Genomic DNA, 22,138 nt, shown 5'->3' with positions numbered 1-22,138 from the left:
TTCCTGGCCGGCGGCGTGGCGGGCGAGAACGGTAGCGTCCAGGTCCCAGCGTGACGAGAGGGCCGAACAACCGTGAAGACCGACGACATAGCCGCCGAGGTCCCCGACACAGCCCCGGCGCTCGGGCACCAGGACGGCATCGACCACACCCACCGCGACATCGGCGGCGGCTGGCTGCGCCCGGCCGTGTTCGGTGCGATGGACGGGCTGGTCTCCAACTTCGCGCTGATCGCCGGCGTCGTCGGCAGCGACGCCACGCCCAAGACAGTCGTGGTCACCGGACTGGCCGGACTGGCCGGCGGCGCCTTCTCGATGGCGGCGGGGGAGTACACCTCGGTCGCCTCGCAGGCCGAGCTGGCCCGCGCCGAGGTCGAGGTGGAGCGTCGCGAACTGTGCCGCAGCCCCGAGGCCGAGCAGCGCGAACTCGCCGAGCTCTACATCGCGCGCGGCCTGGACGAGGACCTCGCCGTCGAGGTGGCCCGGCAACTCTCCCGCGACCCCGAACTGGCGCTGGAGATCCACGCCCGCGAGGAACTCGGTGTCGACCCGCACGACCTGCCCTCGCCGTGGCTCGCCGCCGGCTCCTCGTTCGCCTTCTTCGCGATCGGCGCGCTGCTTGCGCTGCTGCCCTACCTGCTGGGCGCCGCCACCTTGGCGCCTGCCCTGGTGCTGACCGCGCTCGGCCTGTTCGGCGCGGGCGCCGCGGTCTCGCGGGTGACCGCCCGGCCGTGGTGGTTCAGCGGCACCCGTCAGTTGGTCCTGGGCGCCGCCGCGGGCGGGCTGACCTACCTGCTCGGTCTGCTCATCGGCCAACAGGTGTGACGGGTGAGGTATACGTAACCCGGGTGTAGCACGGCGACCCGGCCCGGAAACGAGCGTTCCCACGGGTCGGACACCCAGTTTCGGCACCCGGATGGTCGGGAATGAGCCAGCTGATATGCCGGGGCGACCGGCGCGGCGCAGCGTCCTCGAGCCGACCGGTTCACCCTGGTGACCGCATGGTGAGACGGGTTTGTCCCGGGTTCCGGATACACGTACCGATCGTGTAACCTGCACGAAATCGCAGAGGGCCAACGTCGTCCCTGTTGCGCACCACACGCCACGACGACGACGGGAGCGCCCATGCCTCCTGCCATGCCCGCAACTCCGGGCCCCCTCTTCTCCGCGCTTCCCGCGGCACAGGGGTTGTACGACCCCCGTAACGAGCACGACGCCTGTGGTGTCGGATTCGTGGCCACGCTCACCGGCGAGCCCAGCCACGACATCGTCGACCAGGCCCTGACCGTCCTGCGGAACATGGAGCACCGGGGCGCCACCGGCGCCGAGGCCGACACCGGCGACGGCGCGGGCATCCTGATCCAGGTCCCGGACGCCTTCCTGCGCGAGAGCGTCGGCTTCGAGCTGCCCGCCGCCGGCGGCTACGCGGTCGGCATCGCCTTTCTGCCCGACGACGACGTGCACGCCGGCCGCGCCAAGTCCTCCATCGAGCGGATCGCCGCCGAGGAGAACCTGCGGGTGCTCGGCTGGCGCGACGTGCCCACCACGCCCGGCCTGGTCGGCTCGATGGCCGCCGAGACGATGCCGCGCTTCGCGCAGCTGTTCGTCGCGGGCGTCGACGACACGGTCACCGGGATCACCCTGGACCGGCTCGCCTTCGCGCTGCGCAAGCGGGCCGAACGCGAGGTCGAGGTCTACTTCGCCTCACTGTCCGCGCGCACCCTCGTCTACAAGGGCATGCTCACCACCGGGCAGCTGGAGCCGTTCTTCCCGGACCTGTCCGACCGGCGCCTGGCGTCCGCGATCGGCCTCGTGCACTCGCGGTTCTCCACCAACACCTTCCCGGCCTGGCCGCTCGCCCACCCGTACCGCTTCATCGCGCACAACGGCGAGATCAACACGGTCAAGGGCAACCGCAACTGGATGGCCGCGCGCGAGTCGATGCTCGCCACCGACCTGATCCCCGGCGACCTGAGCCGGCTGTACCCCATCTGCACGCCCGAAGCCTCCGACTCGGCGTCCTTCGACGAGGTCCTGGAACTGCTTCACCTGGGCGGTCGGCCGCTGCCGCACGCGGTGCTGATGATGATCCCCGAGGCGTGGGAGAACCACGCCACGATGGACGCCGCCCGACGCGCGTTCTACAAGTTCCACGCCACCGTGATGGAGCCGTGGGACGGACCGGCCTGCGTCACCTTCACCGACGGCACCCTGATCGGCGCGGTCCTGGACCGCAACGGTCTTCGGCCCTCGCGCTACTGGGTCACCGACGACGGCCTGGTCGTGCTCTCCTCCGAGGTCGGCGTCCTGGACATCGACCCCGCCAGGATCGTGCGCAAGGGCCGGCTCCAGCCCGGCCGGATGTTCCTGGTGGACACACAGGCCCGGCGGATCGTCGAGGACGACGAGATCAAGACCGCGCTCGCCGCCGAGCACCCCTACCAGGAATGGCTGCATGGCGGCCTGATCAACCTGGAGGACCTGCCCGAGCGCGAGCACGTCGTGCACACCCACGCCTCCGTCTCGCGCCGCCAGCAGACCTTCGGCTACACCGAGGAAGAACTGCGCGTCATCCTGGCGCCGATGGCCCGGGCCGGCGGCGAACCGCTCGGCTCGATGGGCACCGACAGCCCGATCGCCGCGCTCTCGACCAAGCCCCGACTGCTCTTCGACTACTTCGTCCAGCTCTTCGCGCAGGTCACCAACCCGCCGCTGGACGCGATCCGGGAAGAACTGGTCACCTCGCTCGGCAGCTTCGTCGGCCCCGAGGGCAACCTGCTCGACGCCCAGCCCGCCGACTGCCGCAACGTCGTGCTGCCCTTCCCGGTGCTGGACAACGACGAGCTCGCCAAGCTGATCCACATCAACCTCGACGGCGACCAGCCGGGCCTGAAGGCCGTCACCATCTCCGGCCTCTACCCGGTCGACGGCGGCGGCGCCGCGCTGGCCAAGCGGCTCGAGGAGATCCGCGCCGAAACCACCGGCGCGATCGCCGACGGCGCCCGCATCGTGGTCCTGTCCGACCGCCATTCGGACGCCGAGCACGCGCCGATCCCCTCGCTGCTGCTCACCTCCGCCGTGCACCACCACCTGATCCGGACCAAGACCCGCACCCAGGTCGGCCTGATCGTCGAGGCCGGCGACGTGCGCGAGGTGCACCACGTCGCGCTCCTGATCGGCTACGGCGCCGCCGCCGTCAACCCCTACCTCGCGATGGAATCCGTCGAGGACCTGGTCCGCGACGGCGTCTTCCTCGCCGACATCGCGCCCGAACAGGCCATCCGCAACCTGATCAAGGCACTGGGCAAGGGCGTACTGAAGGTGATGTCCAAGATGGGCATCTCCACCGTCGCCTCCTACCGCGGCGCCCAGGTCTTCGAAGCCGTCGGCCTCGCCGAGGACTTCGTCGCCGAATACTTCACCGGCACCACCAGCAAGCTCGGCGGCATCGGCCTGGACGTCGTCGCCGAGGAGGTCGCCCGCCGGCACGCCAAGGCCTACCCGCCCACCGGCATCGCGCCCTCGCACCGCCGGCTGGAGATAGGGGGCGAGTACCAGTGGCGCCGTGAGGGTGAGCCGCACCTGTTCGACCCGGAGACGGTCTTCCGGCTCCAGCACTCCACCCGAACCCGCCGCTACGACATCTTCAAGAAGTACACCTCGCGCGTGGACGAGCAGTCCAAGCGGCTGATGACCCTGCGCGGCCTGTTCGCGTTCAGGACGGGCGTGCGCGAGTCGATCCCCATCGACGAGGNCGAGCCGGTCTCCGAGATCGTCAAGCGCTTCTCCACCGGCGCCATGTCCTACGGCTCCATCTCGATGGAGGCGCACCAGACGCTGGCCATCGCGATGAACCGGCTCGGCGGCAAGTCCAACACCGGCGAGGGCGGCGAGGACCCCGAGCGGCTGTACGACCCCCAGCGGCGCTCGGCGATCAAGCAGGTCGCCTCCGGCCGGTTCGGCGTCACCAGCGAATACCTGGTCAACGCGGACGACATCCAGATCAAGATGGCCCAGGGCGCCAAGCCCGGCGAGGGCGGCCAACTGCCCGGCCACAAGGTCTACCCCTGGGTCGCCCGCACCCGACACTCCACCCCCGGCGTCGGCCTCATCTCGCCGCCGCCGCACCACGACATCTACTCGATCGAAGACCTCGCCCAGCTCATCCACGACCTCAAGAACGCCAACCCGGCGGCTCGAGTGCACGTGAAGCTGGTCGCCGAGGTCGGCGTCGGCACGGTCGCGGCGGGCGTGTCCAAGGCGCACGCCGACGTCGTGCTCATCTCCGGCCACGACGGTGGCACCGGCGCCTCGCCGCTCACCTCGCTCAAGCACGCCGGCGGCCCGTGGGAACTCGGCCTCGCCGAGACCCAGCAGACGCTGCTGCTCAACGGCCTGCGCGACCGCATCGTGGTGCAGACCGACGGCCAGCTCAAGACCGGCCGCGACGTCCTGGTCGCGGCCCTGCTGGGCGCCGAGGAGTACGGCTTCGCCACCGCGCCGCTCGTGGTCTCCGGCTGCGTGATGATGCGCGTCTGCCACCTCGACACCTGCCCCGTGGGCGTCGCCACACAAAACCCCGTGCTGCGCGAGCGGTACAACGGCCAGGCCGACCACGTGGTCAACTTCTTCGAATTCATCGCCGAAGAAGTCCGCGAACTGCTCGCCGAACTCGGCTTTCGCACCCTGGAAGAGGCCGTCGGCCACGCCGAACTCCTGGACACCGGCGCGGCGATCAGGCACTGGAAGACCGAGGGCCTCGACCTCGCGCCGCTGTTCCACGTGCCCGCGCTCGTCGAGGGCGCGGCCCTGCACCACACCAGCCCGCAGGACCACGGACTGGCCAAGGCGTTGGACAACCAGCTCATCCAACTCAGCGCCGACGCGCTCGAGAACGGGGAAAAGGTCGTCATCAACCTCCCGGTGCAGAACACCAACCGCACCGTCGGCACGATGCTCGGCCACGAGGTCACCAAGCGCTACCGCGGCGCGGGCCTGCCCGACGACACCATCGACATCACCCTGATCGGCTCCGCCGGCCAGTCGTTCGGCGCATTCGTGCCCAAGGGCATCACCCTGCGGCTCGAAGGCGACGGCAACGACTACGTCGGCAAGGGCCTGTCCGGCGGCCGGATCACCGTGCGCCCGCACCGGTCCGCACCCTTCGCCGCCGAGGACAACATCATCGCCGGCAACGTGATCGGCTACGGCGCCACCGGCGGCGAGATCTACCTGCGCGGCGTCGTCGGCGAACGCTTTTGCGTGCGCAACTCCGGCGCCACCGCGGTCGTCGAGGGCGTGGGCGACCACGGCTGCGAATACATGACCGGCGGCCGCGCCGTCGTCCTGGGCCGCACCGGCCGCAACTTCGCCGCCGGCATGTCGGGCGGCGTCGCCTACCTGCTCGACGCCGACCCGAACAACATCAACACCGAACTCGTCGGCGTCGAGGAACTCGACGCCGCGGACAGCGCCGAACTGCACGACGTTGTGCGCCGGCACCACGAGGAGACCGGATCGGCCGTCGCCGAAGCCCTGCTCTCCGACTGGGACGCCGCCTCCCGGCGCTTCACCAAGATCCTGCCCAGGGACTACAAGGCAGTGCTCGCCGCCAAGGACGCCGCCGAGCGAGCCGGTCTCACCGAGACCGAGATCGTCCAGAAGATGATGGAGGCGGTTCATGGCTGACCCGAAGGGCTTTTTGACCACGCCCCAAGAGCTCGGCACGCGTCGCCCCGTCGACGTGCGCATCCGGGACTGGAAGGAGGTGTACGAGGAGCGCACGCTGCTCCCGATCATCACCGAACAGGCCGGCCGCTGCATGGACTGCGGCATCCCGTTCTGCCACAACGGCTGCCCGCTGGGGAACATCGTCCCCGAGTGGAACGACCTGGTCTGGCGCGACGACTGGCAGGCCGCGAGCGAACGACTGCACGCGACCAACAACTTCCCGGAGTTCACCGGCCGGCTGTGCCCCGCGCCGTGCGAGGCCGCGTGCGTGCTCGGCATCAACCAGGCGCCGGTCACCATCAAGAACGTCGAGGTCTCGATCATCGACCGGGCCTGGGACGACAACAACGTCGCCCCGCAGCCGCCGGACCGACTCTCCGGCAAGACCGTCGCGGTGATCGGCTCCGGCCCGGCCGGCCTCGCCGTCGCCCAGCAACTCACCCGGGCCGGCCACACGGTCGCGGTGTACGAGCGGGCGGACCGGATCGGCGGACTGCTGCGCTACGGCATCCCCGAGTTCAAGATGGAAAAGCGGCACATCAACCGGCGCATCGAACAGATGCGCGCGGAAGGCACCAAGTTCTACACCGGCATGCAGATCGGCACCGACCTGGACGCGGCCAAGCTGCGCCGGCGCTACGACTCGGTGGTGATCGCCGCCGGCGCCACCGCCGCGCGTGACCTGCCGATCCCCGGGCGCGAGTTCGGCGGCGTCCACCAGGCGATGGAATACCTGCCGTTCGCCAACAAGGTGCAGGAGGGCGACCTGGTCGCCTCGCCGATCGACGTGGCCGGCAAGCACGTGGTGATCATCGGCGGCGGCGACACCGGCGCGGACTGCCTGGGCACCGCGCACCGCCAGGGCGCGGCCTCGGTCACCCAGCTGGAGATCATGCCCCGGCCCACCGAGGAGCGGCCCACCGCGCAACCGTGGCCGACGTACCCGATGACCTACCGGGTGGCCAGCGCGCACGAGGAGGGTGGCGAGCGTGTGTACGCGGTCAACACCCAGGAGTTCGTGGGCGGCGAGGACGGCCGGGTCAAGGCGCTCAAGCTGGTCGAGGTCGTGTTCGAGAACGGCCGCTTCGTGCCGGTGGCCGGCACCGAGCGGGAGATCCCGGCGGACTTCGTGTTCCTGGCGATGGGCTTCACCGGGACCGACCGCGCCAACGGACTGGTCGAGCAGCTCGGGCTGGCTCTGGACGAGCGCGGCAACGTGGCCCGGGACGAGGCGTTCGCGACCAACGTGGACGGCGTGTTCGTGGCCGGCGACGCCGGGCGCGGGCAGTCGTTGATCGTCTGGGCGATCGCCGAGGGCCGCTCGTGCGCGGCCGCGGTGGACGCGTGGTTGACCGGCGGGACCAACCTGCCGTCGCCGATCCGGCCCACCGATCGACCGCTCACCGTGTGACGCGGGGTGATCGGCTCGGTCGGGATTGAATATGTGACGAAAGTCGCGTGAACGGGAGAGGGCGCCGCCGTTGCGGCGCCCTTTCCGCATGCCGGAAAAGCGCCATATAGCGGACGCGGGTACGGCTTACCCGGCGGTAGGAACTAGGCTCTGGGACCATGCGTCGAGCCAAAATTGTCTGCACCCTGGGTCCTGCAACCAATTCGTATGAACAGATCCGCACGCTGGTCGACGCAGGCATGGATGTAGCCCGCTTCAACCTCAGTCACGGCGCCTACGCCGAGCACGAGGAGCGTTATCACCGCGTGCGTCGGGCATCCGACGAATCCGGTCGCAGCGTCGGCATCCTCGTCGATCTCCAAGGCCCCAAGATCCGCCTGGAGACCTTCGCCGAAGGCCCCGTGCTCCTGGAGCGCGGCGACGAGTTCTCGATCACGACCGAGGACGTCCCCGGCGACAAGCACGAGGTCGGCACCACCTACAAGGGGCTGACCGCCGACGTCACCAAGGGCGAGCGGATCCTCATCGACGACGGCCGGGTCACCCTGGAGGTCGTCGACGTCGAGGGCCCGCGCGTGCACACGATCGTCATCGAGGGCGGGATGGTCTCCGACCACAAGGGGCTCAACCTCCCCGGTGTGGCCGTGAGCGTTCCCGCACTGTCCGAGAAGGACATCGAGGACCTCAAGTGGGGCCTCGCCCTCGGCGCCGACATGATCGCGCTGTCCTTCGTGCGCGCCGCGAAGGACATCGAGGACGTCCACAAGATCATGGACGAGGTCGGTGTCCGGCTCCCGGTGATCGCCAAGATCGAGAAGCCGCAGGCGGTGGACAACCTCGAGGAGATCGTCCACGCCTTCGACGCCATCATGGTCGCCCGCGGCGACCTGGGCGTCGAGATGCCGCTGGAGGCCGTGCCGATCGTGCAGAAGCGCGCGATCACGCTGGCCCGGGCCAACGCCAAGCCCGTCATCGTCGCCACCCAGATGCTCGACTCGATGATCAGCGCCTCGCGCCCCACCCGGGCGGAGGCGTCGGACGTCGCCAACGCCGTCCTGGACGGCACGGACGCGGTCATGCTGTCGGGCGAGACCTCGGTCGGCAAATATCCGATCGAGACCGTCAAGACCATGGCGCGCATCGTGGTCGCGGCCGAGGACTCCTCCGCGATGCAGGAGGAGATCCGCGGTCTGGCCGGGCCGCGCACCCAGGGCGGGGTGATCGCGAAGGCCGCGATCGAGATCGCCGAGCGCCTGGACGCCAAGTACCTGGTGGCGTTCACCCAGAGCGGTGACACGGGCCGTCGGCTGTCCCGGTACCGCTCGATGATCCCGATGCTGGCCTTCACCCCCGAACCCGCCGTGCGCAGCCGCCTGGCGCTCACGTGGGGCCTGGAGACCTTCCTCGGCCCGCTGTGCAGCCACACCGACGAGATGGTTCGTCAGGTGGACGCGGCGCTCCTGGCCATCGGCCGCTGCAAGAAGGGCGACCTGGTCGTGATCACGGCGGGCTCCCCGCCCGGCGTCCCCGGCTCCACCAACCTGATCCGCCTGCACCACATAGGAGACCTCCCGGCCGAGTGACACCCGGTCGTGATGCCGACGGCCCGTCACCCTCGCGAGGGTGACGGGCCGTCAGTATTTGGGGCCGATGTGCCGGTCCATGAGCGCGACGGAGGCCCGGCGGGCGACGGAGAGGTTGTTGCGGCGGGCGAATCTCCACTCCACACCGAGTTCGTTTAGCGTGGTCGTGAGGATGCGCATGATGTCCATGGATTCGTTGGCGAAGAGGTAGCGCGGGTACTCGTAGCGCTTGCGCTCGCCGTCGACCATCCGGGTTGTCCAGTTCATGTTCCGACAGCCGTCGGAGTGAATCAGGCCGCGGACGAGGCCCCAGGGCTCGGCTCGGACGATGTCGTTCTGCCACGGCTCCAGGACGATCGACCGCTCATGTTTGCGGCCGGGGCCGTGTTGGGGGAACAGGCATGGCCAGTGTTGCGAGTAGCGCTTGACGTCCTTGCACCCTTGCCGGGGTACGAAGTTCGGCGGGGAACCGGGCAGAACGCGGGTAATGGCATTTGCGCATTCCTGCATCAGGCCGGGCCAGGCGTTCGCACATGAGATGGACAGGCTGTAGGAGCGAGGGTGCGCCACGATGTGGCCGTCGCCGAGGTACAGACCGAGGAGGTAGGCGTATGCCCGACGATCGACGTCGGCGTCGTGACATCGGAAGCAGGGGGCTCCGCGTCGTGCCGGGAGTTCGCCACGGCGAAAGCGCTCCATGTGCAGCCAGTAGCCCACGGTCCCTTTGGGGACGCACAGCCTACGAGCCACATCGGCGTTCGAGATGCCTGCTTGCAGCAGAGAGAGTGCCTGGCGGCGAAGATCCGGATCGGTCATGGACCCACGATGCGCCGCCGGCGCCTACTCATTCAGATGTTCGAGTCGACGTCACTCGAACGAGTGTTCTCTGAGGATGCACTGGTACCGGGTGCGGGATTCGAACCCGCAAGCCCTTTCGGGCAGATGGGTTTGAGCCATCCGCGTATGCCATTCCGCCAACCCGGCAGGTCAAGACGGTTTTGGTGTCCCAAAACCCCCTGCTAGGAGAACACCATACCGTGTCTCGGTACCCTCGTGTCCGCACCATTTCCCTGATCGAGGAGCGACGTGACCGCCGCCACGCAGCCGCCCGCCGCATCGCAGGACAGCCAACGCGCCCGTGTCGTCATTGCCGAGGACGAGGCGCTGATCCGGCTCGATCTGAAAGAGATGTTGGAGGAAGAGGGCTACCACGTCGTCGGAGAGGCCGGAGACGGGCAGCGGGCCGTGGAGCTGGTCCACGAGTGCCGGCCCGACCTGGTCATCCTCGACGTGAAGATGCCGATACTGGACGGTATTTCGGCGGCGGAGCAGATCGCCCAGGCGCGGCTGGCGCCGGTGCTGATGTTGACCGCGTTCTCCCAGCGCGAGCTGGTCGAGCGGGCTCGGGACGCCGGTGCGATGGCGTACCTGGTCAAGCCGTTCACCAAGGGCGATCTCGTCCCGGCGATCGAGATGGCCGTCTCGCGCTATACCGAATTGGCGGCCCTGGAGCGTGAGGTCGGCGACCTCACCCAGCGGCTGGAGACGCGCAAGCTGGTGGACCGGGCCAAGAGCGTGCTCCAGGAGAAGTACGGGATGTCCGAGCCCGAGGCGTTCCGCTGGATCCAGAAGGCATCGATGGATCGTCGGATGTCGATGCGCACCGTGGCCGAGGTGGTCGTGTCCGGGGGCGACGTCGCCGACTGACCCAGCCGTACCCATACTCCAACGAACCCATCCGGTTGCTGACAAACCGGATGGGTTCGTTGTTTTTCCGGCACCCGATGATCATATTTGATCACTTTGGATCGTAAGAATTCGTTTGCTGTTTCTTTTGGATTACATCTGGTTACGGGCGCATCACATCTCAGTCGGCGGACTGCCGCTGCCCTTCCGGCCGGACTACATTCCGGGCACCGCATGTTCATCGCGGTTTGTGAAGGCGCCCCGATGCGGGCTCCGAACTTTTTCTACAAGGGGTTGGGGTTTGCTGTGCTCAAGCGACGCGTGATCAAAATCGCGCTGCCCATCGCGGCAGCGGCACTCGTGCTTTCCGCGTGCGGCAGTGACGATGACGACGACAAGAAGAAGGAGGGCGGCAGCACCGCTCCCGGCAACACCGGCGGCGGTAACAAGCCGACCTGGACGATAGGTTTCCAAGCGGGGCTCTCGGGGGAGAATGCCCAGCTTGGCATCAACGAAGAGAACGGCGCTCGGCTCGCCGTCGAGCAGGCCAACGCGAAGGGCGATCTTCCCTTCACGCTCAAGTTCAAGACCTCGGACGACGAGGCATCGGAGACGAAGTCGGTCTCCGCGGCGCAGAAGCTGATCGACGACAGCAATGTTGTTGCCGTTATCGGCCCCGCCTTCTCCGGCCCCACCAAGGCCGCATCGCCGAACTACGCCAAGGCGAAGCTCGCCACGGTGTCCCCGTCGGCGACCAACCCGTCCCTGACGAGCGCGGGCAACAATTTCACCGCGTTCTTGCGTGGCACGCCGAACGACAATGCCCAGGGCAGCGGGATGGCGAAGTACCTGTCGAAGAAGCTCCAGGCCAAGAAGGTCTTCGTCGTCGACGACAAGACCGAGTACGGCGTGGGCCTGTCGAAGGTCGCCAAGGACGAGCTGGCCAAGGCCGGTGTCCAGGTCGTCTCGGACAGCGTGCCGAAGGCGACCCCGGACTACGGTCCGATCTCCACGAAGATCAAGAACTCCGGCGCGGACGCCATGATCTACGCGGGCTACTACCAGGACGGCGCGCCGTTCGCCAAGAAGCTCAAGGAAGCCGGCTTCACCGGCCCCAAGTTCTCCGGTGACGGCACCAACGACTCGCAGTTCGTCTCGCTCGCCGGAGACGCCGCGAACGACTGGTTCCTGACCTGCCCGTGCTCCGACGCGAACGTCGAGGCGGCCACGAAGCAGTTCACCGAGGACTACAAGAAGCGCTTCAACACGAACCCGAGCACCTACTCGGCGGAGTCGTTCGACATCGCCAACCTGGTGATCGACCAGATGAAGTCCTTCGGCGCGGAGAAGATCGGCCGCGAGGCGATGCTCACCAAGCTCAAGAGCGCCTCGTACAAGGGTCTGACCAAGTCGTTCAAGTTCCAGCCGAACGGCGAATTCGACGGTGCGACCACCTTCATCTACCAGGTGAAGGGCGGCAAGATCGGCTACATGGGCGACATCGACCAGCTCGTGGGCGGCTGACCCGTTAATCGGGGCGGCACAACCTGACGATCGGGCCCGGGTCTTCCCGGAGTTTTCGGGAAGACCCGGGCCCGTCCGGTTTTCTTGAGGAAGCTTTCCTTATGCAACCTGATGAAATCCTGGATTACCTTATTCCAGGGATCATGCTCGGTGCGTTGTACGCGGTGATCGCCATCGGCTATACCCTGGTCTACGGCGTTCTGCAACTCATCAACTTCGCGCACAGCGAAGTCTTCATGGTGGGCGCCTATTCGGCGCTGCTCGCCTTGACCTGGATCGACCCGAGCAGCAACCCGACGACGTTCATGTCGGTGTTGTTGGTCGCGGCCGGTCTGGCCGTTTCCGGCACCGCCGGCGCGGCCACGGCCTTTACGCTCGAGAAAGTCGCGTACAGACCGCTCAGACGCAGGAACGCGCCCCGCCTTGCGTTCCTGATCAGCGCGATCGGGGCCTCCTACTTCCTGCAGAACCTGGCGGGCAAGCTGTTCGGTCGCGACTCGCGCGCACTGCCGACGGTGTTCGAGAACAAGAAGGTCTTCTCGGTCTTCGGTACCCAGGTCACCATCCTCCAGCTGCTCATCGTTTGTGCGGCTGTGCTGATGATGGTCGGCCTGGACTACCTGGTGAACCGCACCAAGCTGGGCCTGGGTATCCGGGCCGTGGCGCAGGACGCCGAGACGGCGGGCCTGATGGGCGTGGACATCGACAAGGTGATCTCGCGGACGTTCATCATCGGCGGGTTCATGGGCGGTATCGCCGGTTTCCTGTTCGGCCTGCACCTGCAGCTGTCGTTCACGATGGGCTTCCTGCCCGGCATCACCGCGTTCGCCGCGGCTGTGGTCGGCGGGGTCGGCAACATCCGCGGCGCGATGATGGGCGGCATGCTGCTCGGCATCGTCGAGAGCTTCTCGTCGCCCATCTTCGGTGAGTCGTGGCGGTACGTCAGTGCCTTCGCGGTGCTGGTCCTGGTGCTGATGTTCCGGCCGACCGGCATCCTGGGCGAGCGCTTGGGGAGGTCGGCGTGAGCACGACGACGAAGGAACGCGATCTCGCGCCGACCGGGTCGGCGCTGGCCCGGCTGCGCACCAAGCGCTGGTATCAGCAGCCGATGTTCGGCCGCCTGGTGGGCACCGTCGCCGCGGCCGTGCTGCTGGACGTGATGAGCGGTCCGCAGGGCAGCCGCGAGGATGTGTTCTTCTCGCTGGACAAGACCCTCGGGTCGCTGCGCGTGGTGTGGTGGATCATCGGCGCGGTGGCGTTGTGGGCGATCCTGGAGTTCGCCAAGCCGCTGTACAACCGGTATCTGGCGGCGAGTGTGGGCCCTCTGGAGCGCTTCCACGCGCCGGTGACCGGCCCGGTCAAGGGGCTGATCGCGCAGACCCGGACGACCTCGGCGAACCTGCGTCGCATCCTCTGGGTCCGGATCGGTTTCTCGGCCGTGGTGATCGGCCTGCTGATCCTGCTGCCGAACGTGCTGTCCACCTTCTGGAACCAGGTGCTGGTCAACGAGGTGGCGATCTACGTCCTGCTCGCGATCGGCCTGAACGTGGTGATCGGCTGGGCGGGCCTGCTCGACCTGGGCTTCATCGCGTTCTTCGCGATCGGCGCGTACAGCACGGCGTACTGGACCGGCGCGATGCCGGTGGAACCGCCGTTCACGCTGAACGCGTTCCTGGTGATCCCGGTCGCGGTGGGCACGTGTCTGCTGGCCGGGCTGCTGCTCGGCGCGCCGACGCTGCGGCTGCGCGGTGACTACCTCGCGATCGTGACGCTGGGCTTCCACGAGATCATCTACCTGATCGCCAAGAACGCGGACGGGTTCACCAACGGTCCGCGTGGTGTCCAGGGCATCTCGAACTTCGGGGTGCACATCGGCGTGCTCGACTACGACTGGGAACTCGACCCGGTGCCCTACTGGTACCTGCTGATCGGTATCGCGACGATCCTGATCATCGCGTTCCTGCGGTTGGAGCACTCCCGGGTCGGCCGGGCCTGGACGGCGATCCGCGAGGACGAGGTGGCCGCGTCGGCCACCGGTGTCCCGACGGTGAAGTTCAAGCTGATGGCGTTCGCGATCGGCGCGTCCACGTCCGGTATCGCCGGTGTCGTGTACGCGAGCAAGGCCCGGTTCATCAGCCCGGAGAGCTTCCTGCTGCTGTTCTCGGTGCTGGTGGTGGCCTACGTCATCTTCGGCGGCATGGGTTCGCTGTGGGGCGTCATCATCGGCACGGCGTTCCTGGCCTGGCTGCCGCAGTACATGAAGGACTGGGTCAACCCGAACGATCGGTTCATGTACCTGGGCGCGCTGTTGATCGTCATGATGATCTACCGCCCGCAGGGTCTGATTCCCTCGGTTCGGCGCAAGCGCGAGTTGAGCATGGCCAAGGCGGGTCTCGGCGACGCGGACGCGATGTCGGAGCCGGCCGGCGGGAGGATGACGTGAGCATCACCACGACGAAGGCGGACGACCGGCCGCGGGTGGACCCCGAGGATCAGGTCATGCGGGTGCGCGGTGTCACGCTGCGCTTCGGTGGCCTGGTGGGTCTGTCCGACGTGGCGTTGGACCTGCACCGGGGTGAGATCCTCGCGGTGATCGGCCCCAACGGCGCGGGCAAGACCTCGCTGTTCAACTCGTTGACCGGGATGTACGTCCCGCAGGAAGGCAGCATCGTGCTGCGCGACCGGGCGGGTGGCGAGCACTCGCTCAAGGGACGCAAGCCGCACCTGGTGAACCGGCTCGGGGTGGCCCGTACGTTCCAGAACATTCGCCTGTTCGGCGCGCTCACCGCGTTGGAGAACGTGAAGATCGCGGCGGAGACCCGGCAGAAGGCCGGCCCGGTGTCGATCATGCTGGGCCTGCCGAACGCGCGTCGCGAGGATCGCGAGAGCGACCGGCGCGCGCTGGAGCTGCTGCATTTCGTGGGCCTGGACGGGCTGCTCAACGAACTGGCCGCGTCGCTGTCCTACGGCCAGCAGCGCAGTCTGGAGATCGCCCGGGCACTGGCCACCGATCCGCAGGTGTTGCTCCTGGACGAGCCGGCGGCGGGCACCAACCCGACCGAGAAGCTCGACCTGGAGGTGTTGATCCGCCGGATCAACCGCGAACTGGGCATCAGTGTGCTGCTGATCGAGCACGACATGCGCCTGGTGATGTCGGTCGCGGACCGGGTCACGGTGCTCAACTTCGGCAAGGTGATCGCGTCCGGCTCGCCGGCCGAGGTGCAGCGCAACCCGGAGGTCGTCGCGGCCTATCTGGGGGCGGAGATGGCCGCCGAGATGGTCGCGGCCTCGGATGCCGAGGCGGCCGACGGGTCGGACGGTACGGTCCCCGCGCAGCGGGACGGGGAGGAGCAGCGATGAGCGCCGCCGAGTCCATGGGCGCGGATGCGGTCGGGCTGACCAAGCCGGCCGCGACCGCGACGACGCCGCGAAAGAAGATGCTGGAACTGGACGATCTGCACGTGTTCTACGGCGCCATCCAGGCGTTGAAGGGCGTGCACATCGAGGTGGACGAGGGCGAGATCGTGGCTTTGCTCGGCGCCAACGGCGCGGGCAAGACCACGACGCTGCGCACCATCTCGGGGCTGCTGACGCCGCGCGAGGGCGAGGTGCGCTGGCGCGGCGAGCGGATCGACGGGGTGCCCGCCCACCATGTGGTGGGGCTGGGCATCGGGCACTCTCCGGAGGGTCGTCGGGTGTTCCCGGCGATGACCGTCACGGAGAACCTGAACATGGGTGCCTTCCGGTTCAAGTCGGTGCCCAGGGCCGAGCTGGATCGGGTGTTCGAGCTGTTCCCGCGGCTGGCCGAGCGGCGTACCCAGCTCGCGGGCACGTTGTCGGGCGGCGAGCAGCAGATGCTGGCGATCGGGCGGGCGTTGATGGGGCAGCCGAAGCTGCTGCTCCTGGACGAGCCGTCGATGGGTCTGGCGCCGCTGATCGTGGCGCAGATCTTCGACATCATCCGGGAGATCAACGAGCAGGGCACCACGGTGCTGCTGGTCGAGCAGAACGCGGCGCAGGCGCTGCGCCTGGCCCACCGCGGCTATGCCCTGGAGACCGGTTCGGTGGTGTTGTCCGGTCCGGCGGATCAGTTGTTGTCGGATCCGAAGGTGCGCGAGGCGTATCTGGGCGAGGGCGCGTAGCGGTGCCGTTTCAAGGCCGCGCGGCGGAGGGGGTCGGCCCCTTCGCCGCGCGGTGCCCGGGGCTCCGGGGGTTCAGGCGCGCTTGATCATGCAGCTCAGCCGCGCGGTGCAGACCCGCTTGTCGTCCTCGTCGGTGATCACGATCTCGTAGGTGGCCAGCGACCGACCCAGGTGCACCGGCGTGGCCACACCGGTGACCAGGCCGGACTTGGCCGAGCGGTGGTGGGTGGCGTTGATCTCGATGCCCAGGGTGATCGCGTCCTTGCCGGCGTGCAGCGCGGAGCCCACCGAGCCGAGGGTCTCGGCCAGGACGCAGGACGCGCCGCCGTGCAGGAGGCCGTAGGGCTGGGTGTTGCCCTTGACCGGCATGGTGGCGACCACCCGCCGGGCGGAGGCTTCGACGAATTCGATCCCCATGCGGTCGGCCAGGGTCTCCCGGGTGCCGATGTTCATGAACGCCAGGACCTCGTCGAGGCCGGGCTGTGGGGTCTGGTCGGGCATGGGGTGCTCCTCCGGCTACATGGTTGTGTCGGCCTGACAGCCTAGGATCGCGGTCGTGGCAGCGACTCAGACCCCCCAGACCTCCGTTCCCGCCGGCTCTCGGCCGCGACTTCTGCTCCTCGACGGGCATTCGTTGGCATATCGGGCGTTTTATGCGCTCAAGGAAGCGTCGATGAGTACCGCGACGGGCCAACCGACCCAGGCGGTCTACGGGTTCACGTCGATGCTGGTGAACGTGCTGCGCGACGAGGCGCCGAGCCATCTGGGCGTGGCGTTCGACCTGTCCCGGCAGTCGTTTCGCACCGAGGAGTTCCCGGACTACAAGGCGAACCGGTCGGAGACTCCGGAGGAGTTCAAGGGCCAGGTCGAGCTGATCATCGAGGAACTGCACGCGATGGGCGTGCCCACCATGCGGGTGGCGGGCTTCGAGGCGGACGACGTGATCGCCACGCTGGCGACCCGGGCGGCGGCCGAGGGCTTCGAGGTGTTGATTCTCACCGGTGACCGGGACGCGTTGCAGTTGGTCACGCCGGACGTCACGGTGCTGTATCCGATGATGGGTGTGAGCAAGCTGCACCGGTTCACGCCGGCGGCGGTCGAGGAGAAGTACGGGCTGACCCCGGCGCAGTATCCCGACTTCGCGGCGCTGCGCGGCGACCCGAGCGACAACCTGCCGGGCATCCCGGGTGTGGGTGAGAAGACGGCCGCGAAGTGGATTCGCGAGTTCGGCTCGTTCGCCGACCTGATGGAGCGCGCGGACGAGGTCAAGGGCAAGGCCGGGCAGAATCTGCGCGATCACCTGGACAACGTGAAGCTGAACCGGCGGCTGACCGAGCTGGTGCGCGAGGTCGAGTTGGAGGTGACGCCGGCCGATCTGGAGCGCAAGCCCTTCGATCGGGCGGCGATCGAGGTGGTGCTGGACACGCTGGAGTTCCGCAACGCCAACTTCCGGGATCGGCTGTGGGCGGTGGACCCGGGCCTGGTGCCCGAGGTGATCGAGGCGGAGCCGGGTTTCGAGCTGGACACCACGGTGGTCGAGCCGGGTGGGCTGACCGCGTGGCTGGAGGAGCACGCGGCGGGTGCGGGGCGGACCGGGCTCGCGGTGGAGGGTTCGTGGGGTCGCGGGACCGGCGAGGTCAAGGGCCTGGCGTTCGCCGCGGCGGACGGCGCGGCGGCCTTCATGGACCCGCTGGGTATGGACGAGAACGACGACGCGGCGTTGGCGGCCTGGTTGGCGGACCCGCAGCGGACCAAGGCGGTGCACGACGCGAAGGGTCCGATCCTGGCGTTGGCCGCGCGCGGCTGGGCGCTGTGGGGAGTCACCAGCGACACCGCGCTGGGCGCGTATCTGGTGTTGCCCGGTCAGCGTTCGTTCGCCCTGGAGACGCTGGTCGAGCGGTTCCTGGGTCGTGAGCTGAAGCTGGACCAGAGCGGCGCCGGGGACGGGCAGCTCGCGCTGGACATGTCGGATCAGGAGGACGCCGAGCCGGGTGCGGCGCTGATGCTGGCCGCCCGGGCCGTGGTGGACCTGGCCGCGGCGCTGGATGTCGAACTGGCCGCCAAGGGTGGCCTGGAGCTGCTCCAGGACATGGAGTTGCCGCTGCTGCCGGTGCTCGCCCAGATGGAGCAGTTCGGCATCGCCGCCGACCTGCCCTACCTGGAGGCGCTCCAGGAGCAGTTCGCGGCGGCGGTCAAGCAGGCCACCGACGAGGCGCACGCGGCGGTCGGGCACGAGTTCAACCTGGGTTCGCCCAAGCAGTTGCAGGAGATCCTGTTCAACGAGCTGGGCCTGCCCAAGACCAAGAAGATCAAGACCGGCTTCACCACCGACGCGGACGCGTTGACCTGGCTGGCCGGGCAGACCGACAACGAACTCCCGGTGATCCTGCTGCGCCACCGCGACCAGACCCGGTTGCGCACCACGGTCGAGGGTCTGATCAAGACGGTCGCGGACGACGCGCGCATCCACACCACGTTCAACCAGACCGTGGCGGCCACGGGCCGGTTGTCCTCGCAGGACCCGAACCTGCAGAACATTCCGATCCGGACCGAGGAGGGGCGCCTGATCCGGCGCTCGTTCGTGGTCGGCGCGGGCTTCGAGGGGCTGCTGACCGCCGACTACAGCCAGATCGAGCTGCGGATCATGGCCCACCTGTCCCAGGACGCGGCGCTGATCGAGGCGTTCACCTCGGGTGAGGATCTGCACTCGACGATGGCCGCGCAGGTCTTCTCGGTGGCCCCGGAGGCCGTCGACCACGCGCTGCGCAGCAAGATCAAGGCGATGTCCTACGGACTGGCGTACGGGCTCTCCGCGTTCGGTCTCTCCCAGCAGTTGGACATCGAACCGGCCGAGGCGCGCGGTTTGATGGAGACCTACTTCGAGCGGTTCGGCGGGGTGCGCGACTACCTGCACAAGGTGGTCGAGCAGGCCCGGCTGACCGGTTACACCGAGACCGTGTTCGGTCGCCGGCGCTACCTGCCGGACCTGACCAGCGACAACCGGCAGCGGCGCGAGATGGCCGAGCGGATGGCGTTGAACGCGCCGATCCAGGGTTCGGCGGCGGACATCGTCAAGGTCGCGATGCTCGCGGTGGATCGGGCGATGCGGGAGGAGAAGCTGGCCTCGCGGATATTGCTCCAGGTCCACGACGAACTGGTCCTGGAGGTGGCGCCGGGCGAGCGGGAACGGTTGGAGGCGCTGGTGCGTCGGGAGATGGCCGGCGCGTATCCGCTGCGCGCCCCGCTGGATGTCTCGGTCGGTTTCGGGCCGAACTGGGAGGACGCGGGCCACTGATTGTGAACCGGTGCGCCGTGGGGGTGGAGAGCCGGCCGCAGCCGGCATAGGTTCGCACGGGTCACCGGTGTACGACGCCATCCGGTGCAGAGTCGAACTTGCGCACAGAGGGGGGAGCTTCGTGGAAGAGGCCGAGTCGAGGCCCGATCCGCAGAAGCCGGGCAAGCCGGACGAGGTCGCGGTCGAGGCGGCGGTGGAGTCGATATCCGCCGCCGCTCCCGCGCCGAGGCCCGAGCCCGAGGCGCCGCCGATATCCGGCGCGCCGAACGCACCGGACAAGCGCAGACGGATCCTGAATCCGTGGCTGGGCAGCGCGGCGGCGATCCTGGTGGTGCTGGCCTGCGGTGCGGCGGTGCAGTCCCCGTTCACCATGGTCACCGCGCACCGGGTGCCCACGTCCGACCTGCCGCGGCTGTCCGATCCGGCGCCGGCAGACGGCACCTCGGCCAACGGTGGCGGGCCGAGCCACTTCGAACTGCCGCCGCCGGTACTGCCGGCCGCGTTGCCGGGGGCGCCGACCACGTCCGCGCCCGCCACCACCGCCGGGACGCCGACCTCCTCGGCGGGCACGCGGGGCACCACCGCGACCGGCACCGGCGGCATCCCGCAGACGGTGCTGCTGGCCTATCAGCAGGCCGCCTCCAACCTGGCCCGGATGGACCCGGGCTGCAAGCTGCCGTGGACACTGCTCGCGGGCATCGGCCGGGTCGAGTCGGAGCACGCGTACGGCGGCAACGTGACGGTGGACGGCACCGCGGTCACCCCGATCCTGGGCCCGCGCCTGGACGGCGGTCCATGGGCCCGGATCGCCGACACCGACGGCGGTCGCTACGACTTCGACACCGAGTTCGACCGCGCGGTGGGTCCGATGCAGTTCATCCCGTCCACGTGGAAGAGCTGGGGCATGGACGGCAACCGGGACGGCCAGATCAACCCGCAGAACATCTTCGACGCGACGTTGACCGCGGGCCGCTACCTGTGCGCGGGCAACCGGGACCTGTCCACCGGCGCGGGGCTGAACGCGGCGATCCTGTCCTACAACCATTCGAACGAGTACGTACGCAACGTGATGTCCTGGATGACGTACTACGCGACCGGCGCACGGTCCGTCCCGGACGCCCGGCAGCCTTCGGCCAAGCAGACCCCGACGCCCAAGCAGACCACCGCCAAGCCGACGCCGAGCAAGTCGGCGAGTCCCACGACGAGCCGTACCGCGAGCGCGTCGGGCTCGGTGTCCCCGTCGGCGTCGAACCGGGCCTCCGACACGGGTGAGCCGACCGAGGCAACGGAAACCGCCGCCGCTCGGTGACCACGAGCCGGTGGTCGGATTCGGCGTCCGGCAATCGCGATCCACCACGCAAAGAACGGGAACCTGTTCTCGTTTCTTGCTACCGTGCCCCATCGTCGGCCGTCGGGACGACGGCCGAGGCAGCAGCAGGAAGGTGGGACCGCCACATGCGTTCCTTCGCAGCGGTCGTGGTCGGGGCGCTCCTGGCCGTGGGAGCCGCGTTCGCGCTGAACGCGTGCGCCGCCGGCGACCCCGCGCCGGTGCACAAGCCGCTCCAGGTCACCAGCCCGCCCGCGCAGCCGTAGGGCGCGTTGCGGCGGTGTCCCGAACGGCGGCGCGAATCCATACCCGGTTTTATCGTCAAGGGGTCCACCTCGATGCGTCGTAAGTCCGGTCTGATCCTGCTGGCCGCCGCAGTGTTCTGTGTGGCCCTGGCGCCGCTGCTGCGCGAGTTCGTCTTTCCGAGGCTGGTCGCCAAGGCGCTGGCCGGCGAGGACGCCTACCGGGTCGTGGTGCTGGACGCGAACAACGCCACCCTCCTGGGCGCGCCCGAGGGCCCGGGCAAGGCCAAGGTCACCGCGATCCAGACGATCCGACCGGACGCCAAGGCGGCCAAGGACGGCACCGTGGTCTGGGACCTGAACCTGGCCGTCCTGGACAGCACCGGCAAGGTGGTCACCCAACTCCCCGAGCGCTACGCGTTCGAGGCGGCCGGCCAGATCCCCAGGAACTGCTGCGGCGAATCGGTCGACGGCGCCCCCGCCGCGCACACCGGCCTCGCCTACAAATGGCCGTTCTTCACCGGCAAGCGCGACTACAACTACTACGACTCGCAGGCGCACAGCGCCAACGTGATCTCGTACAAGGGCACCGAGAAGCGCAGTGGGCTGCAGACCTACCGCTTCGAGCAGGAGGTGCCGTGGATGAAGATCCCGATGCCCAAGCAGCTCCCGGGCGGCCTGGACCCGATCGCGATCGAGAAGGAGGGCATGCAGCTCTGGTACACCGCGACCCGCAAGATGTGGGTCGAGCCGGTCACCGGCATCCCGGTGTACATGGAGGAGACCCGCAAGGAGGAACTGCGCACCTCCCCACCGGCCGACGACCCGAACGCCAAGCCGGTGGCCACCAAGGTCTTCGAAGGCACCTTCACCCCCCGCCCGGCCTGGTCCCAAAAGCTGATCGCCGACGCCAAGGACCGCAGCGAAAAGCTCCGCATGATCCACGACACCATCCCACTGGCCCTCCTGGTGCTCGGCGTACTCCTCTTCCTGACCGCGGTAGCCCTCCAATTCCTCGCCGACCACAAATCCCGCCTCCGCCCCACCCCCACAAGCACCCCCGCCCCCGAGCACGCCAACACCCCCGACCCGACCCCATCCAAGTAACCAACGCAAACAAAGCCCCCAGACGCGTCACCGCCCCCGCCCCACCCCCACCCCCAGCGATCGACGCGCGAAGCGCGGAGAGCGGCGGAGCCGC

The 22,138-nt window shown here is 68.6% G+C and carries 16 protein-coding genes and 1 tRNA gene; 14 read left to right on the top strand and 3 right to left on the bottom strand.

The window, feature by feature from the left end:
- Window positions 1-72: 72 nt before the first annotated feature.
- The 4 genes from A3IC_RS0125395 to pyk all read left to right on the top strand — a co-directional run bounded on the left by A3IC_RS0125395 (window position 73) and on the right by pyk (window position 8,721).
- A complete protein-coding gene (locus A3IC_RS0125395) occupies window positions 73-822 on the top strand; it encodes a VIT1/CCC1 transporter family protein (RefSeq protein ID WP_020552874.1) in 750 nt (249 codons plus the stop codon).
- A 312-nt stretch (window positions 823-1,134) separates the two neighbouring features.
- Window positions 1,135-5,685, top strand: a complete 4,551-nt coding sequence (gene gltB / locus A3IC_RS0125390) for a glutamate synthase large subunit (RefSeq protein WP_052173789.1) — start codon at window positions 1,135-1,137, stop codon at window positions 5,683-5,685.
- Window positions 5,678-7,138 carry a glutamate synthase subunit beta gene (locus A3IC_RS0125385; RefSeq protein WP_026218726.1) on the top strand — a complete coding sequence of 487 codons (1,461 nt, stop codon included), beginning with the start codon at window positions 5,678-5,680 and terminating at the stop codon, window positions 7,136-7,138. The genes gltB and A3IC_RS0125385 overlap by 8 nt, the downstream gene beginning before the upstream one ends.
- Window positions 7,139-7,296: 158 nt before the next feature.
- Complete coding sequence (gene pyk, locus A3IC_RS0125380; RefSeq protein WP_026218725.1) at window positions 7,297-8,721, top strand: pyruvate kinase; 1,425 nt, start codon at window positions 7,297-7,299, stop codon at window positions 8,719-8,721.
- Window positions 8,722-8,772: 51 nt separating this feature from the next.
- Here the strand turns inward: pyk and A3IC_RS0125375 are convergent, their stop codons facing one another.
- Window positions 8,773-9,537, bottom strand: coding sequence for a helix-turn-helix domain-containing protein (locus tag A3IC_RS0125375; protein WP_026218724.1), 765 nt, complete (start codon window positions 9,535-9,537; stop codon window positions 8,773-8,775).
- Between the two features lie 82 nt (window positions 9,538-9,619).
- Window positions 9,620-9,705, bottom strand: a tRNA-Leu gene (locus A3IC_RS0125370).
- A gap of 102 nt (window positions 9,706-9,807) precedes the next feature.
- Between A3IC_RS0125370 and A3IC_RS0125365 the strand changes: the two genes are divergently transcribed.
- The 6 genes from A3IC_RS0125365 to A3IC_RS0125340 all read left to right on the top strand — a co-directional run bounded on the left by A3IC_RS0125365 (window position 9,808) and on the right by A3IC_RS0125340 (window position 16,073).
- Window positions 9,808-10,428, top strand: coding sequence for an ANTAR domain-containing response regulator (locus tag A3IC_RS0125365; protein ID WP_020552869.1), 621 nt, complete (start codon window positions 9,808-9,810; stop codon window positions 10,426-10,428).
- 243 nt (window positions 10,429-10,671) lie between these two features.
- Window positions 10,672-11,931, top strand: coding sequence for a branched-chain amino acid ABC transporter substrate-binding protein (locus A3IC_RS0125360; protein ID WP_205354642.1), 1,260 nt, complete (start codon window positions 10,672-10,674; stop codon window positions 11,929-11,931).
- A 143-nt stretch (window positions 11,932-12,074) separates the two neighbouring features.
- Window positions 12,075-12,956 (top strand): ABC transporter permease subunit, encoded by an 882-nt coding sequence (locus A3IC_RS0125355; RefSeq protein WP_020552867.1) that lies wholly within the window; start codon window positions 12,075-12,077, stop codon window positions 12,954-12,956.
- A complete protein-coding gene (locus tag A3IC_RS0125350) occupies window positions 12,953-14,374 on the top strand; it encodes a branched-chain amino acid ABC transporter permease (RefSeq protein ID WP_020552866.1) in 1,422 nt (473 codons plus the stop codon). The genes A3IC_RS0125355 and A3IC_RS0125350 overlap by 4 nt, the downstream gene beginning before the upstream one ends.
- Complete coding sequence (locus A3IC_RS0125345) at window positions 14,371-15,291, top strand: ABC transporter ATP-binding protein (protein ID WP_020552865.1); 921 nt, start codon at window positions 14,371-14,373, stop codon at window positions 15,289-15,291. The genes A3IC_RS0125350 and A3IC_RS0125345 overlap by 4 nt, the downstream gene beginning before the upstream one ends.
- A gap of 77 nt (window positions 15,292-15,368) precedes the next feature.
- Window positions 15,369-16,073 carry an ABC transporter ATP-binding protein gene (locus A3IC_RS0125340; protein WP_052173805.1) on the top strand — a complete coding sequence of 235 codons (705 nt, stop codon included), beginning with the start codon at window positions 15,369-15,371 and terminating at the stop codon, window positions 16,071-16,073.
- Between the two features lie 72 nt (window positions 16,074-16,145).
- Here A3IC_RS0125340 and A3IC_RS0125335 read toward each other — a convergent pair whose 3' ends face one another.
- Window positions 16,146-16,574 carry a hotdog fold thioesterase gene (locus tag A3IC_RS0125335; protein WP_020552863.1) on the bottom strand — a complete coding sequence of 143 codons (429 nt, stop codon included), beginning with the start codon at window positions 16,572-16,574 and terminating at the stop codon, window positions 16,146-16,148.
- A 55-nt stretch (window positions 16,575-16,629) separates the two neighbouring features.
- Here A3IC_RS0125335 and polA point away from each other — a divergent pair, with 55 nt between their 5' ends.
- The 4 genes from polA (at window position 16,630) to pgfA (ending at window position 22,044) form a co-directional block, all read left to right on the top strand.
- A complete protein-coding gene (polA, locus tag A3IC_RS0125330) occupies window positions 16,630-19,368 on the top strand; it encodes a DNA polymerase I (RefSeq protein WP_026218721.1) in 2,739 nt (912 codons plus the stop codon).
- Between the two features lie 121 nt (window positions 19,369-19,489).
- On the top strand, window positions 19,490-20,677 hold the full coding sequence (locus A3IC_RS56525; protein WP_020552861.1) for a lytic transglycosylase domain-containing protein: 1,188 nt from the start codon (window positions 19,490-19,492) through the stop codon (window positions 20,675-20,677).
- Between the two features lie 146 nt (window positions 20,678-20,823).
- Complete coding sequence (locus tag A3IC_RS68955; protein WP_020552860.1) at window positions 20,824-20,961, top strand: hypothetical protein; 138 nt, start codon at window positions 20,824-20,826, stop codon at window positions 20,959-20,961.
- Window positions 20,962-21,033: 72 nt separating this feature from the next.
- Window positions 21,034-22,044, top strand: a complete 1,011-nt coding sequence (gene pgfA / locus A3IC_RS56520; protein WP_020552859.1) for a cell envelope lipid trafficking protein PgfA — start codon at window positions 21,034-21,036, stop codon at window positions 22,042-22,044.
- Window positions 22,045-22,138: the final 94 nt, after the last annotated feature.

Origin of the sequence: Embleya scabrispora DSM 41855, from assembly GCF_000372745.1 — a bacterium.
Lineage (GTDB): Bacteria > Actinomycetota > Actinomycetes > Streptomycetales > Streptomycetaceae > Embleya > Embleya scabrispora.
The sequence above is the reverse complement of the archived record's forward strand: the minus strand, read 5'-3'. Positions and strand labels throughout refer to the sequence as shown.

Excerpts from the sequence above, each read along its gene's own strand:
- A3IC_RS0125335 (WP_020552863.1), bottom strand. The coding sequence starts at position 16,574 with ATGCCCGACCAGACCCCACAGCCCGGCCTCGACGAGGTCCTGGCGTTC.
- A3IC_RS0125360 (WP_205354642.1), top strand. The coding sequence starts at position 10,672 with ATGCGGGCTCCGAACTTTTTCTACAAGGGGTTGGGGTTTGCTGTGCTC.
- pyk (WP_026218725.1), top strand. The coding sequence starts at position 7,297 with ATGCGTCGAGCCAAAATTGTCTGCACCCTGGGTCCTGCAACCAATTCG.
- pgfA (WP_020552859.1), top strand. The coding sequence starts at position 21,034 with ATGCGTCGTAAGTCCGGTCTGATCCTGCTGGCCGCCGCAGTGTTCTGT.
- A3IC_RS68955 (WP_020552860.1), top strand. The coding sequence starts at position 20,824 with ATGCGTTCCTTCGCAGCGGTCGTGGTCGGGGCGCTCCTGGCCGTGGGA.
- A3IC_RS0125355 (WP_020552867.1), top strand. The coding sequence starts at position 12,075 with ATGCTCGGTGCGTTGTACGCGGTGATCGCCATCGGCTATACCCTGGTC.
- A3IC_RS0125375 (WP_026218724.1), bottom strand. The coding sequence starts at position 9,537 with ATGACCGATCCGGATCTTCGCCGCCAGGCACTCTCTCTGCTGCAAGCA.
- A3IC_RS0125340 (WP_052173805.1), top strand. The coding sequence starts at position 15,369 with ATGCTGGAACTGGACGATCTGCACGTGTTCTACGGCGCCATCCAGGCG.
- A3IC_RS0125385 (WP_026218726.1), top strand. The coding sequence starts at position 5,678 with ATGGCTGACCCGAAGGGCTTTTTGACCACGCCCCAAGAGCTCGGCACG.